The organism is Pseudonocardia wallangbongensis (assembly GCF_054486945.1).
Map to the genome: position 1 here is coordinate 993,659 of NZ_JBRERS010000001.1, position 13,597 is coordinate 1,007,255.

Below are 13,597 nucleotides of genomic sequence, written 5' to 3' on the forward strand. Positions count from 1 at the left end.
AACGGCCGGTCAGCCCGGGTGGGACGGGTAGCGGGGGTTGGCCACGGTGAGCCGGTCGGTCACCGCGGCCCGGACGGTCGCGAGCAGCGCGGGGTCGTCGGCGGAGATCGCGCCGGACCGGATCGCCGCGGCGAGCTCGGCCTGGTCGCGGCAGCCGAACGCCGCGAGGCGCTCGCGGTGCCGGCGTTCCTGCTCGGGGCCGGAGAGCAGCTCGCGGCCGACGCCGTCGAGTGTGTTGGCGGCCACCCGCGCGAGGAAGTTCAGCCGGCCATCGGTGGCGGCCATGACGTCCTCGCGCAGGAACATCGCGACCGCGGCGACGAGCTCGGCGGACGTCGGGCGCCCGTGCAGATCGGAGCCGGGGGCGGGCGGGCCCGGGGCGGGGTCGGAGTCGGGCACGCCCAGCGCCAGCAGCACGTCGTGCTCCTGCTCGCACACCCGGCGGCCGACCGCGGCGAGCTCCATCGACGGCGTCTCCCCCGACAGGTGCCGCTCGGCCATCCCCCGGCAGCCGACGGCCCACCGGGCCGTGCCGAAGACCTGCCACCAGTGCACCGCCCCGGCGTCCGGGCGGTGCCCCGCGACCTCGGCGTAGCCGTCCAGCAGCTGCTCCACCGGGCCGAAGCCGCCCGCGGGGAACGGCGAGCCGAACCGCCAGCACTTCACGCACAGCCAGCCGAGGTCCTCCCGCGGGTCGCCGCGGTGCACCACCTCCCAGTCCAGCACCGCCCGCAGCCCGGACGGGTCGACGATCAGGTTGCCGGTGCGGAAGTCGCCGTGCACCACGGTCTCCGGCACGCTGGACGGCCGGTTGCGGTCGAGCCACCTCATGGCGATCTCGATCGTCGGCAGCGGCTCGCCCAGCGCGTCGTACGTGGCGCGCAGGTGCTCGAGCGGATCGACGGCCGGGAGGTTCGGCACGGCGGCGACCGGGATCGCGTGGATGCGGGCCAGCGTGCGGCCGAGCTCGGCGGCCAACCCCTCGCGGGCCGCGGCGTACCGCTCCTCGCGCAGCAGCCTGCGGGCGATCGTCTCGCCGCCGACGTGCTCGGTGACGAGGTACGGCGCGCCCAGCACGGCGGGGTCGGTGCCCGAGTCGACCAGCCGGGGCACCGGCACCGCGGCGGCGGCCGCGGCGGCGATGGCGGCGGCCTCCAGTGCCATGCCGTCCGGGCGGCCCGCTCCGGGCGGGTCCCGGCGCAGGACCAGCCTGCGCGGCGGGCCGTGTGCGGGCTGCGCGGTGAACGACCAGGTCTCCCGGCTGGCCCCGCCGGTCAACCGGGTGGGCGGAGGCACCGTGACCCCGGTGCCCAGCACGGCGGTCAGCCTGCGCGCGAGCAGGCCGGCGAGCACGTCCGGGTCAGCGGACGTCATCGCCCGCGGGGGCCGGCGAAGCCGAACAGGTAGCCCGCCACCTTGCGCATCTGGATCTCCTCGGAGCCCTCGGTGATCCGGTAGCGGCGGTGGTGGCGGTAGATGTGCTCGAACGGCGTGTGGCGGGTGTAGCCGAGGCCGCCGTGCACCTGCATGGCGCGGTCCGCGGCGTCGCAGACGAACCGGTTGGCCCGGTAGTTGCACATCGAGACCTTGTCGCTGATCTCCAGGTGCGGCACCCGGTCGAGCTCCCACGCGGTCTTGCGGACCAGGCCGCGCAGCATCTCCGCCTCGGTCTGCAGCTCCACAAGGGGCCACTGGATCGCCTGCCGAGTGGCCAGCGGCTGGCCGAACGTGTTCCGCTCCCGCGCGTACGCCACGCTGCGGTCGATGCAGTACTGGCCGGCGCCGACCCCGGACGCCGCCTGCCGGATCCGGTTCTCGTGCACGAAGGTCTGGGCGACGGCGAGCCCCTCCCCCTCCGCGCCGAAGATCGCCGAGTCCGGGACCCGCACGTCCCGGATCGTCACCTCCGCGTGGTCGGTGGGCATGTTGAACGTCCACCAGTGGAAGTCGACCGAGAAGCCGGGGCTGTCGGTGGGCACGAAGAACGCCGTGATGCCCCGTGCGGCGCCGGGCTTCCCGGAGGTCCGGGCGAAGACCACGTCATGGGTTGCCGCGTGCATGCCGGAGTTGAACCGCTTGGCCCCGTTGATCACCCAGTCGCCGCCGTCGCGGACGGCGGTGGTGGCCATCCAGGTGGCGTCGCTGCCGTGCTCGGGTTCGGTGAGCCCGAACCCGATCCGCCTCGTGCGGCTGAGCATCGGCTCCAGGAACTCCTGCTTCTGCTCGGGGGTGCCGTACTCCAGCAGCATGTGCGCGAACGGGAAGTTGCCGACGACCGACGCCTCGTTCTGCAGGTCGTTGTGCAGGCCGAGGCCCTTGCGCGCCAGGTGCTCGCGGATCACCGCCATGTCCAGGTTGGTGCCGTCGGAGCCGCCGATCTCCTCGGGCAGCGCATAGCGCAGCCAGCCCGCGGCGTCGGCCCGCCGGAACATCTCGCCGAGCAGCTCCTCCCACTCGCGGCGCGGCACTCCGCCGTTCTCGAAGTCGGTGCGGGAGTACTCGCGGCGGTGGTCGAAGAAGCGCTCGTTGTCGTCCTGCTCCTGGAGTGGCCGGATCTCCCGCTCGATGAACCCGTCCAGCTCGGCGAGGCGCCGGGTCAGCTCCACCGGGAGTGCGAAGTCCACACCGACCTCCTTAACGATCGTTCAGCTAGCATTGCACCGCCCCCGTCGTCGAGGGAAGAGGGGAGCCGCAGGAGTGGACGTGAGCGAGGAGCGGGTGCACGTCACGGTCGGCGACGGCGTCGCCGACGTCCGGCTGACTCGGCCGGACAAGCGCAACGCGCTCGACCCGGCCATGTTCGCCGGCCTCGTCGCCGCGGGTGAGCGGCTGAAGGCGGCGGCCGGCGTGCGGGCGGTCGTCCTGTCCGGCGACGGTCCCGACTTCTGCGCGGGGCTGGACTTCGGCGCGTTCCGGGCGATGGGGTCCGGAGAGCGGCTGTCGGCGACCGTGCGGCTGCCGCCGTCCGAGGGTCCGGCCCGGGCCACCGGCCAGCGCGCGGCCCACGTCTGGGCCGAGCTGCCGGTACCGGTGATCGCCGCCGTGCACGGCAACGCGCTCGGTGGCGGCCTGCAGATCACCCTCGGCGCCGACATCCGCATCGTCGCGCCGGACGCGCGGCTCTCGGTGATGGAGATCCGGTGGGGGCTGGTGCCGGACATGACCGGCACCCAGCTGCTACCCGAGCTCGTCGGCCGGGACGTGGCCAAGGAGCTCGCCTTCACCGGCCGCGTGGTGGGCGGCGAGGAGGCCGTCGAGCTCGGGCTGTGCACGCGCGCCGACCCGGACCCGCGGGGCGCCGCGCTGGCGCTCGCGCGGGAGATCGCCGGCCGCAGCCCGCACGCCGTCCGCGCCGCCAAGCGCCTGCTCGACCTGGCGGGCCGCGTCGACCTCGCCACGGGCTTCGCCGCGGAGCAGGCCGAGATCGGGGCGCTCATCGGCAGCCCGAACCAGGTCGAGGCCGTCGCGGCGAACTTCGAGAAGCGGCCGCCTGCGTTCGAGGAGGCGTGACCGCGGCGCTACTCGCCGCTCCACACCGGGGCGCGCTTCTCGGCGAACGCCCGTGCGCCCTCGGTGGCGTCCTTCGACGCCGACACCGGACCGGCGATCTCCGCCTGCCGCTCCCACATCTCGTCCTCGGGCCACCCGCCCACCGACGCGACGATCCTCTTGCTGGCCGCGACGGCCAGCGGCCCGTTCGCGCTGATCTCCGCGGCGAGCCCGAGCGCGGCGTCGAGCGCCGTGCCGTCCGACACGAGCCGGTTGACCAGGCCGAGCTCCCGCGCCCGCCCGGCCGGGATGTGGTTGCCGAGCAGGGCCAGCTCCATCGCCTGGTGGTACGGGATGCGCTTCGGCAGCCGGAGCAGCCCCCCGGCGGCCGCGACGAGCCCGCGCTTCGCCTCGGGGATGCCGAAGACGGCACCCTCGCCCGCCACCACGAGGTCGCAGGCGAGCACCAGCTCGAAGCCGCCCGCGAGGGCGTACCCCTCCACCGCGGCGATCAACGGCTTGGCGGGCGGCCGCTGCGTGACGCCGGCGAACCCGCGGCCGGGCACGACCGGACGCTCCCCGCGGACGAACGCCTTGAGGTCCATCCCCGCGCAGAACGTGCCGCCCGCGCCGGTGAGGACGCCGACCCGCAGCGCGTCGTCGGCGTCGAGGCGGTCCATCGCGTCGGCGATCCCCTGCGCCACCGCGGCGGTGACGGCGTTGCGGGCCTGCGGACGGTCGATGGTCACCACGAGCACGCCGTCGGCGGGCGTGGTCACGAGCACTGGCTGGTCGTCGGCGGTCACGGCGCTCCTGTCGGTCGGTGGACTGATGTCGTCACGTCTCCGCGGCCGCCCACTCGGCCCGCAACGCCGCCCGGCTGAGCTTGCCGGTGGGGGTGCGGGGCAGCTGCCGCAGCTGGATCGCCCTCGGGCACTTGTACGCGGCCAGCCGGGCCCTGCAGTGGTCGACGAGCGCGGCGGGATCGACGTCGGCCCGCGGCTCGACCAGCGCCACCACCCGCTGCCCCCACTCCTCGTCGGGCACGCCGATCACGGCCGCGTCGGCGACGGCGGGGTGGGTGAGCAGCACGGACTCGACCTCGGCCGGGTAGATGTTCACTCCCCCGGAGATGATCAGGTCGGAGCGCCGGTCGCTGAGGTACAACCAGCCGTCGGCGTCGACGTGGCCGAGGTCGCCGATGGTGAACAGGTCGCCGCGGTGGGCGGCGGCGGTCTTCTCCGGCGCCTTGAAGTACTCGAACTCCTCCGGGCTGCGGAAGAAGATCGTGCCGACCTCGCCGGGCGGCAGCGGGGCGCCGTCGTCGTCGAGGACGTGCACCTCGCTGCCCTCCCATGGCTGCCCGACCGTGCCCGGGTGCCGCAGCCAGTCCTGCGGTGCCACGTACGTGCCGCCGCCCTCGGTGGCGGCGTAGTACTCGTGCAGGACGGGGCCGAGCCAGTCCATCATCGCCTGCTTGAGGGGCACCGGGCACGGCGCCGCCGCGTGCACGACGCGGGTCAGCGAGGACAGGTCGTGGCGGCTGCGCTCGGGCTCGGGCAGCGCCATGAGCCGGTGGAACATGATCGGTACCAGGTGCGTGGCGGTCACCCGGTGGCGCTCGACGAGCTCGAGGAACCCCTCGGGGGTCCACCTGTCCATGAGCACGAGCGGGTGCCCGATGTGCAGCGACAGGAGGCCGTAGGCGTTCGGGGCGGCGTGGTAGAGCGGCGCCGCCACCAGGTGCACGCCCTCGCCCGCGGTGTGCCCCAGCATCCGCGGCAGGATCGACACCCGCGCCGCGAAGCTCTGCTCCGGCGTCGCGGGCGGGAGCGGCTTGCGCACGCCCTTCGGGCGTCCGGTGGTCCCCGACGTGTAGAGCATCACCGAGCCCTGCCGCCTGCCCTCGGGCGCGGTGGCCGGCATGCCGTCGACCAGCTCGTCGAGCGAGCGGAAGCCCTCGACCGCGGGTATGGCGAACCGGGCCCGCGGCGGCAGGCCGGCCGCGTCCGCGGCGGCGGCGACCGCCTCCGCCACCCGCGGCCCGGTGAGCAGCAGCCGCGCCTCGCTGTCGCCGAGGATGTAGGCGAGCTCGGGGGCGGTCAGGTGCCAGTTGAGCGCGGTGAGGTAGAGCCCGATCTGGCCCGTGGCGAGCTGCAGGGCGACGAACGCGCGGTGGTTGGGCAGCACGACGGCGACCGTGTCGCCCTCCGTGAGCCCCTGGGCGCGCAGGCCGTGCGCGATCCGGTCGGCCAGCGCGCGCAGCTCCCCGAACGTGGTCCGCGACCCGTCGACGTCGATCACCGCGATCCGGTCCGGGTCCGCCTCGGCGATCTCGAAGAACCCGAGGGCACCGCGCACGCGGTAGGCCTCGACCGGCTCCGCCCCGTCGGCTCCTCCCGGCTTCACGCGCCCGTCACGCTCGCTCCTCACTTAACGGCCGTTCAGCTCGCAGGATCGCCGCTCCCGGGGCGGGTGTCAACGGTGCGGGGTCGACCTCCCGCCCGGCATGAGCGAGCATCGAGGTGCCCCTCCTCCCGGCGGGGGCCCCGTCGCGAAGGAGCGCCGATGGCCGAAACGCAGCGCACCAGCACCCCCGACGTCGTGATCGTCGGCGCCGGCCTGGCCGGCCTGTACCAGCTCCACCGGATCCGCGAGCTCGGGCTGTCCTCGCGGGTCTTCGAGGCCGGCAGCGGCGTCGGCGGCACCTGGTACTGGAACCGCTACCCGGGCGCGCGCTGCGACGTCGAGAGCCTGGAGTACTCCTACTCCTTCTCCGAGGAGCTCGAGCAGGACTGGGAGTGGACCGAGCGCTACCCCGCCCAGCCCGAGATCCTGCGCTACGTCGAGCACGTGGCGGACCGGTTCGACCTGCGGCGCGACGTCGAGCTGGACACCCGCGTCGATGCGGCCACGTGGGACGGCGAGCGCTGGGAGGTCACGACCAGCCGCGGGGAGACCGTCGCCGCGCGGTATTGCATCTTCGCCACCGGTTGCCTGTCGAAGCCCAAGGACGTCGAGATCGCCGGGCTCGACGCGTTCGCGGGCCCGGTCCACTCGACGGCCCGCTGGCCCCACGGCGGCGTGGACTTCACCGGCCGCCGCGTCGCGGTGGTCGGCACCGGTTCGTCCGGGGTGCAGTCGGTCCCGCTGATCGCCGCGCAGGCGGCGCAGCTGACGGTCTTCCAGCGCACGGCGAACTACGTCGTCCCGGCGCACAACGCCCCGATGGACCCGGCGGCGCAGGCGGCGCGGAAGGCCGACTACCGCCGGTTCCGCCAGGAGGCCCGCGAGTCCGCGGCCGGCCTGCTCGGTGCGCTGCCCGAACGCAACGCCGTCGACGCGACGCCCGCGGAACGCCGGGCCGCCTTCGAGGCCGCCTGGGCGGAGGGGAGCCTCGGCGCGCTGCGGCGCACCTACGCCGACCTCGGCCTCGACCTCGCCGCGAACGACACCGTCGCCGAGTTCATCCGGGACAAGATCCGGGAGGTCGTCGACGACCCCGACACGGCGCAGACCCTCTGCCCGGACGACCACCCGTTCGGCACGAAGCGACCCTGCCTCGACATCGGCTACTTCGAGACCTACAACCTGCCGCACGTCCGGCTCGTCGACGTCCGCAAGACCCCGATCCTGGAGTTCACGACGAGCGGGGTGCGCACCACCGAGGAGACCGTCGAGGTCGACGACCTCGTGCTCGCCACCGGCTTCGACGCGATGACCGGCGCCCTGCTCGCGATCGACATCCGGGGCCGCGAGGGCGTCCGGCTCGCCGACGAGTGGGCCGCCGGGCCGCGGACCTACCTCGGTCTCGGCGTCGCCGGCTTCCCGAACCTCTTCACGATCACGGGGCCCGGGAGCCCGTCGGTGCTGAGCAACATGGTGGTGTCGATCGAGCAGCACGTCGACTGGATCACCGACTGCCTGCGCCACCTCGACGGGGACACGATCGAACCGACGCGCGAGGCGCAGGGCACGTGGGTGGAGCACGTCGCCGAGGTCGGCGCCGGCACCCTCTACCCGCTCGCGAACTCCTGGTACCTCGGCTCCAACGTGCCCGGGAAGCCGCGCGTGTTCCTGCCCTACATCGGCGGCGTCGGCACGTACCGGGCGATCTGCGACGAGGTCGTCGCCGACGGCTACCGGGGCTTCCGCACCGGGACCTGACCCGGCCCGGCGCTGTGACGGTCGCGGCGGGAGCCTTGACGGCCCCACCGCCCGTAGGTGAGCCTCACCTGACCTGCTCCCCCAGCCGAAGGCCGAGACGACGATGATCTCCCCCGAGCGGCGCGTGGGGCGCCGCATCCGGGCCCTGTCCGCCGCGGTCGTCGCTACCGCGGCCGCCGCCGTCCTGACCGCCTGCGGCGGCGGCAGCGAGCCCGCGGCACCACCCGCCGCATCCGTCCCCGGGTTCCCGGTGACGATCGAGCACGCGTTCGGCGCGACGACGATCGAGCAGCCGCCGCGGCGGATCGTCGCGCTCGGCTACAACGAGGCCGACTTCGTGCTCGCCCTCGGTTCCCAACCGGTCGGGGTGCGCGACTTCATCGGCTCCTTCGACGAGGACACGCGACCCTGGGCGCGCGGGCTGATGACCGGCCCGCCGCCGGAGAAGGTCGGCGGCGAGCAGATCGACTTCGAGAAGATCGCCCAGCTGCAGCCCGACCTGATCCTGGGCGTGTACTCCTTCATGGAGCCGTCGGACTACGACAAGCTGTCCCGGCTCGCCCCCACCGTGGCTGCGCCGTCCGCCGAGGCGACGGCCACGTGGCAGGAGCAGACGCGGATCACCGGGCAGGCGCTGGGCAGGCCCGCCGAGGCCGAAGCCCTCGTCTCCTCGGTCGAGCGGCGGTTCGCCGATGCCTCGGCGGCCCACCCGGGCTTCGCGGGCCGGAGCGTCGCCGTCGCACTCGGCGAGGACACGGCCAGCAGCTACGTCCTCGAGCCGACCGACCTGCGCGCCCAGTTCTTCGCCGACCTGGGCTTCGTCGGCTCCACCCACACCGGCGCGGTCTCCCCGGAGCAGTACGGCCTGCTCGACGAGGACGTCCTCGTCCTCATGGGTGTGGAGGAGGACGCCATGCTCGGCAACCCGGTGTTCGCCCAGCTCCCCGTCGTGCGGGAGGGGCGGACCTTCTACACCGGCACCTTCGCCTCCGAGTTCAACGGCGCCCTCGGCTACGGCAGCCCGCTCAGCCTGCCCTATGCCCTCGACATCGCGATCCCGGAGCTCGCCACCGCCACCGGCTGAGCTCGACCGGGGGAATCGGCAGGCCGAAGCCGGGGCGGTCCGGGACGGTCACCGCGCCGTCGGCGAAGCGGTATCCGCGGTCGTCGACCCCGTCGGTGTGCCCTGGCACGCCCTCGACGATCTCGATGCCGCCGAGGCCCGCAGCGAGCTGAGCGGCGTAGAGCGTCTTGAGCGGGCGGCCCCAGGCGTGCGGGGACGCGGCCACGCCTGCCGCGCGCAGCCGGGGCATGAGCTGCCGCCAGCGGGTGATGCCGAAGGACATGACGTCCATCAGCAGCACGTCGACGGCCCCGGACTCGGCGACCGGCAACAGCGCGTCGACGTCGGGGCGGGTCTCGCCCTCGGCGATGCGGGTGCCGGGGGTGACGGCGTCGAGGTGGGTGCGCAGGGCGGCGAGGTCGTCCGCGTCGTCGGCGAAGGGCTCCTCGACCCAGTACAGGCCGACGTCGGCGACTGCGTCGAGGTAACGGCGGAACCCGTCGACGTCGTAGCCGTCGTTGGCGTCGACGAGGATCCGCGCGTCCGGAAAGGCGTCCCGCACGGTGCGGGTGACGTCCACGTCGCGGCGGTCGCCCGCGGCCCGCTCCATCCACCGGTTCCCGCGGCCGATCTTGAGCTTGAACCCGCGGTGGCCGAGGGCGTGATCGGCGCGGCACTCCTGCAGCAGCACATCGATGCCGCGGGGGGCGTCGTCGGGGTCGAGGTCGTCGAAGTAGATGGCGCCGTCGTAGACCTCGACCCGCTTCGGGCCGTGCCCGCCCAGCAGGAGGTGCACCGGCTGGTCGCGGACGACGCCGAGCAGGTCGTGCAGCGCGATGTCGAGGGGGAAGTGCGCGGGATCGCGCACCCCGTCGTCGTCGACCAGTTCGGACAGGGCCCGCCCGACGACCGAGTCGACCGGCCTGGCGCCGCCCTCCACCAGGTCACCCTCCACCAGGCCCCAGCCGGCGCGGCCGTCGTCGGTGCGCAGCACGGCGATCCGGGACTCACCGCCGCTGCCGTGGCTGCCCAACCGCGCGTTGCGGCCCACGGTCCGGGGGTAGTGCGTGGCGAGCGCGCCGAGCTCGAGCCCGGTGACGATGGGATCGGCAGCGGTCATGGGTACCTCTGTTCATCCCGCTACGGGACCGGGGTAGGTGTGAATCGGTTGATCGCTAGAGCCGCCGGAAGGTCAGCGTCACCTCGGCGACGGCCCTCGCGACCTCGGTCAGCAGTTCGCGCAGGTCGCCGGGCAGGCTCCGGACGGCCGCCGACGCGGCGCGCCTGACCATGGTTCGATCGCAGTCGCCGTCGAACACGCTCTCCAGGCGCAGGTAGTCGAGGATGGCGGCGAAGGTGGAGCCGACCACGTCCATGTCGTGCGGGGAACGCAGCATGTGCTCCAGCTTCACCCGCGGGCCCGCGGCGGTGAGCAGGTCGACGGCGGGGAACCTCATCGGGACGTTCCGGCGCAGCAGCCCGCCGCGCGTCTCGCGCTTGACCACCCGTTCGGCGACCAGCCCGCGCACCACCTGCTCGTACACGGCGTCGGCGACCTCCTCCACCCAGGTGCGGGTGATGTCGCTGCCGGCGGGCCCGACCCCGCCGACGAGCACCGCCCGCACGTCGTCCCCGCCGCCGTCGTACCACTCGCCTGCCGGGGCGATGCGGCCTCCGCCCACCGTGAGCCGGTTCTGCATCACCAGCTCCGCGAGCCCCGCGGCGACGATGGCGTACCGGACCAGCTTGGGCGGCCCCAGCGCCTTGCCCGAGAAGGGGTCGTGCAGGACCAGGAACATCCTGCGGGCCAGTGCGTTCTGGGTCATCCGACGCCCGATCTCTCGTGCCTGCTCACCGATGAGCCGACGCTGCGGCGGGTCCGGACCTTAGCGCCCCCGGTCACATCCGGACAGAGAGCAGACACGCGGGGTCAGCCGGTCACCGCGGCCAGGATCGCCCCCAGGGCGTGCTCGGCCAGTGCCCGCATCTCGTCGTCGGTGCGGTCCTGGATGGGGTGTGGCACGTGCACGGCGGGCACCGCGGCGTAGCCCAGGGCCCGCGCCTGGGCCGCGCCACCCTCGACGAACTCGCTGGACGCGACGTAGACGGTCACCACGCCCTGGCCTTCCAGGGCAACGAGGTCGTGCACACTGCACGACGTGCACGAGCCTCAATCGGCGAGTGCCTCGATGACCACGTCGCACTCGGCGGCGATCTCCCGCCGCAGGTCCGGCGGCATCGGCTTGGTGTAGGTCGGTTTCGCGTAGCGGCGCACCGACAGCCCGCGCCCGGCGAGCAGCTCCTGGAGCCGGTCCAGGAAGACGTCGCCGCGCGGTTTGGAGATGTCGAGCAGCCCGACCCGCGCGCCGTCGAGCGACGCGGGCCGCGCCAGCGGCGCGCGCTCGGCCGGCGCGCGCTCGTCCGTCGGGTCCAGCAGGGTCACCGCCACCGATCGACCTCCCTCGTCACGGGCTGGCTGCCGCGGGGTCCGCCGGCCCAGCCACCGATCACCGTCGAGAACTTCCCGGCACTGCCACCGGCGAGCACCACCAGCAGCCCACCGGGCCGGAACTTGGGCACCGGTCCGTCCGCCCGGCCCGCCGGGACCCCCTCCTCGATGCCGCCCGCTCCCCGCTCGATCTCGGCCGGGTCGAGCCGCAGCGCGTCGGCGAGCTCGGCCTCGAACCGGGCGCGGTCCCAGCCCGCGTCGGCGAACACCCGGGCGTGCTCGGGGCAGACGACCAGCGTCGCGTCGAACCCCATCGCCATCTTCGGGTGGTGGACGCCGCGCAGGCCGGCGGCCAGCGAGCGCACCAGCGACCCGGGGGTGCGCGAGATCTGGTCGGCGATGTGCCGTGGTCCCTCGGCGGCGAACACCGTGACGGCCGACGTGCCGGGCGCGACCCCGCGGGTCACCGACAACGGCTCCCACGGGGAGCCCGCCTCGTCCTCCGCGAAGCAGAACCCGACCTTGCCGGGATGTCCCAGCGCCGCGCGGTCGACCTCGCCGGGCCGCCCACCGCCGACGTTGCGGATCAGCAGTTGCAACGCGCGCCCGATGGTCGAGTTCGCCCGGTTGCCCTGGCCGAGCGCGTTGCCGCGGGCGTTCATCCCGATCTCCCGCGCGACCGGCCCGTTGACGACGATCGCCGGGCCCGCGGCGTACGTGGTGGCGAGCAGGCCGTGCGCGTTGAACTCCGTGGTGCACGCGGCCTCGACGGCGGCGAGCACGACGGGCAGGTACTCCGGGCGGCAGCCGGCGAGCACCGCGTTCACCGCCACCTTCTCGACGGTGGCCTCGGCGAGGTTCGGTGGGACGACGGCGACCACCTCGTCGGGCGCGTGCGAGGTGCCGTCCAGCATCCGCAACACCCGCGCCGGGGTCGGGGGCACCACCGGCAGCCCGTCCGACCAGCCGCGCTCGTACGCGGCCTCCACCTCGTCCTCGAGCACGAGCTCGACCCGCCGCGAGCGGAGGTCGCCGCCGCGGGTGCGCACGAGCAGCACATCGGCCAGCTCGGGATCCTCCGTGCGCGAGCCGCAGCCCGGCCGGTGCTCGGGCAGCCCTTCCCCCAGGCCGGCCACACCGGACAGGCCCTCCCACGCGCCCCGCAGCCAGCCCTCCGTGCGGCCGACCTCGCCGCCGTCGGCGAACCGCAGCAGCGTGGGCACCGTCCTGATGTCGAGGGCGAGGCTCACGTCCAGCGCGGTGTCGTCGCGGACACCTGCCACCGACGCGGGGAACGCGGGGTCGTCCTGCGAGTACACCCGCACCCCGTCGAGCTGCGCGAGCACGGGCTCGACGAGCCGGCAGGTCGGGCAGTCCTGCTTGACGACAGCGACGAGACCGTCGCGCGGGAGGTCGGTGCCGCCCCGGTGCCGGGTCATCACAGGAGGTCGTCGAGCGCGCCGAGGACCTCCCGGCTGCGCGCGTCCGCCTCGGTCACCACACCGAGGAAGGCGAAGTAGCCGTGGATGAGTCCGGGACCGGGCACGTGTCGCACGTTAACGCCGGCCGAGCGCAGGCGCTCGGCGTAGGCGTCGCCCTCGTCGCGCAGCGGGTCGAACTCGGCCGTCGCGACCACGGCGGGTGGAAGCCCGGCGAGCTCGGGGGCCCGCAGGAGGTCGACGACGGGGTCGGCGCGCCCGGCGGGAGTGGGCAGGTACCGGTCGTAGAACCAGGCCATGTCCCCCTCGGTGAGGAAGAAGCCCTCGCCGTTCTCCCGGATCGACGGCATGCCCATGCGCGGATCGGTGGCCGGGTAGACGAGCAGCTGCGCGGCGAGCTCGGGCCCGTTCCCGTCGCGCGCCCGCAGCGCGGCGCCGGCGGCGAGGCTCGCACCCGCGCTGTCCCCGGCGACCACGTGCGGCCGGCCGGGGTACCGGTCCGCGGTCCACGCCAGCGCGGCCATCGTGTCGTCGAGCGGGGCCGGATGCGGGTGCTCGGGCGCCAGCCGGTAGTCGACCGCCACGACGGTGGCGCCGACGGCGTTCGCCAGCCGCCGGCAGACCGGGTCGTGCGTGTCGAGGTCGCCGACCACCCAGCCGCCGCCGTGGAGGTAGGTGGCGACCCGCCCGCGGTCCACGACGGGCGTGTACACCCGGACCGGCACCGGCTCGGACGGGCCGTCGACCAGGTGGTCCGCCACCTTCTCGACGGGCTCCGGTGTGTAGCCGGCACCGCGGCGGGCCATCGCGAGGGAGCGGTAGTGGCTCCTCGTCTCCTGGCCGGTCCCGCGGACCAGGGGGAGGGCGCCCCCCGCCGCGAGCTGGTCGATCACCGTGCGGAACTGCGGGTCGAGCGGCATCGCTTCCTCCAGCGGGACGGTGCGCACCGGAACGATCGCTTAGCATGCCAAACGAGCTTCCCGGATCACA

Annotated in this window: 12 protein-coding genes; 3 read left to right on the forward strand and 9 right to left on the reverse strand. The window is 74.3% G+C overall.

All coding sequences use genetic code 11. The annotated features are described in order from the left end of the window. Positions 1-9: 9 nt before the first annotated feature. Positions 10-1,374 (reverse strand): phosphotransferase family protein, encoded by a 1,365-nt coding sequence (locus ACU436_RS04690; protein ID WP_459021964.1) that lies wholly within the window; start codon positions 1,372-1,374, stop codon positions 10-12. Next, positions 1,371-2,624, reverse strand: coding sequence for an acyl-CoA dehydrogenase family protein (locus ACU436_RS04695; RefSeq protein ID WP_459021965.1), 1,254 nt, complete (start codon positions 2,622-2,624; stop codon positions 1,371-1,373). The genes ACU436_RS04690 and ACU436_RS04695 overlap by 4 nt, the downstream gene beginning before the upstream one ends. Positions 2,625-2,703: 79 nt before the next feature. Here ACU436_RS04695 and ACU436_RS04700 point away from each other — a divergent pair, with 79 nt between their 5' ends. Further along, the gene (locus tag ACU436_RS04700; RefSeq protein WP_459021967.1) at positions 2,704-3,510 is read left to right on the forward strand and encodes a crotonase/enoyl-CoA hydratase family protein; all 807 of its coding nucleotides are present in this window, start codon (positions 2,704-2,706) and stop codon (positions 3,508-3,510) included. A gap of 8 nt (positions 3,511-3,518) precedes the next feature. Here ACU436_RS04700 and ACU436_RS04705 read toward each other — a convergent pair whose 3' ends face one another. After that, a complete protein-coding gene (locus tag ACU436_RS04705) occupies positions 3,519-4,295 on the reverse strand; it encodes a crotonase/enoyl-CoA hydratase family protein (protein ID WP_459021969.1) in 777 nt (258 codons plus the stop codon). 31 nt (positions 4,296-4,326) lie between these two features. Beyond that, positions 4,327-5,898: an AMP-binding protein gene (locus ACU436_RS04710; RefSeq protein WP_459021971.1), complete on the reverse strand. Its 1,572-nt coding sequence runs from the start codon at positions 5,896-5,898 to the stop codon at positions 4,327-4,329. A gap of 159 nt (positions 5,899-6,057) precedes the next feature. On the opposite strand from ACU436_RS04710, the gene ACU436_RS04715 reads away from it, so the two are divergent. Both ACU436_RS04715 and ACU436_RS04720 read left to right on the forward strand, forming a co-directional pair. After that, a complete protein-coding gene (locus ACU436_RS04715) occupies positions 6,058-7,656 on the forward strand; it encodes a flavin-containing monooxygenase (protein WP_459021973.1) in 1,599 nt (532 codons plus the stop codon). Between the two features lie 103 nt (positions 7,657-7,759). Continuing rightward, the gene (locus ACU436_RS04720) at positions 7,760-8,740 is read left to right on the forward strand and encodes an iron-siderophore ABC transporter substrate-binding protein (RefSeq protein WP_459021975.1); all 981 of its coding nucleotides are present in this window, start codon (positions 7,760-7,762) and stop codon (positions 8,738-8,740) included. Here ACU436_RS04720 and ACU436_RS04725 read toward each other — a convergent pair. The 5 genes from ACU436_RS04725 to ACU436_RS04745 all read right to left on the reverse strand — a co-directional run bounded on the left by ACU436_RS04725 (position 8,682) and on the right by ACU436_RS04745 (position 13,554). Next, positions 8,682-9,839 carry a mandelate racemase/muconate lactonizing enzyme family protein gene (locus ACU436_RS04725; RefSeq protein WP_459021977.1) on the reverse strand — a complete coding sequence of 386 codons (1,158 nt, stop codon included), beginning with the start codon at positions 9,837-9,839 and terminating at the stop codon, positions 8,682-8,684. The genes ACU436_RS04720 and ACU436_RS04725 overlap by 59 nt on opposite strands. 55 nt (positions 9,840-9,894) lie before the next feature. Beyond that, positions 9,895-10,545, reverse strand: a complete 651-nt coding sequence (locus ACU436_RS04730; RefSeq protein WP_459021979.1) for a GPP34 family phosphoprotein — start codon at positions 10,543-10,545, stop codon at positions 9,895-9,897. A gap of 104 nt (positions 10,546-10,649) precedes the next feature. Beyond that, a complete protein-coding gene (locus ACU436_RS04735) occupies positions 10,650-11,162 on the reverse strand; it encodes a UGSC family (seleno)protein (RefSeq protein ID WP_459022615.1) in 513 nt (170 codons plus the stop codon). Then, the gene (locus tag ACU436_RS04740; protein WP_459021980.1) at positions 11,159-12,607 is read right to left on the reverse strand and encodes a thioredoxin family protein; all 1,449 of its coding nucleotides are present in this window, start codon (positions 12,605-12,607) and stop codon (positions 11,159-11,161) included. The genes ACU436_RS04735 and ACU436_RS04740 overlap by 4 nt, the downstream gene beginning before the upstream one ends. Continuing rightward, positions 12,607-13,554, reverse strand: coding sequence for an alpha/beta hydrolase (locus ACU436_RS04745; protein ID WP_459021982.1), 948 nt, complete (start codon positions 13,552-13,554; stop codon positions 12,607-12,609). Before ACU436_RS04745 ends, ACU436_RS04740 begins: the two co-directional genes overlap by 1 nt. Positions 13,555-13,597 lie beyond the last annotated feature (43 nt).

Excerpts from the sequence above, each read along its gene's own strand:
- ACU436_RS04690 (WP_459021964.1), bottom strand. The coding sequence starts at position 1,374 with ATGACGTCCGCTGACCCGGACGTGCTCGCCGGCCTGCTCGCGCGCAGG.
- ACU436_RS04740 (WP_459021980.1), bottom strand. The coding sequence starts at position 12,607 with ATGACCCGGCACCGGGGCGGCACCGACCTCCCGCGCGACGGTCTCGTC.
- ACU436_RS04730 (WP_459021979.1), bottom strand. The coding sequence starts at position 10,545 with ATGACCCAGAACGCACTGGCCCGCAGGATGTTCCTGGTCCTGCACGAC.
- ACU436_RS04715 (WP_459021973.1), top strand. The coding sequence starts at position 6,058 with ATGGCCGAAACGCAGCGCACCAGCACCCCCGACGTCGTGATCGTCGGC.
- ACU436_RS04725 (WP_459021977.1), bottom strand. The coding sequence starts at position 9,839 with ATGACCGCTGCCGATCCCATCGTCACCGGGCTCGAGCTCGGCGCGCTC.
- ACU436_RS04720 (WP_459021975.1), top strand. The coding sequence starts at position 7,760 with ATGATCTCCCCCGAGCGGCGCGTGGGGCGCCGCATCCGGGCCCTGTCC.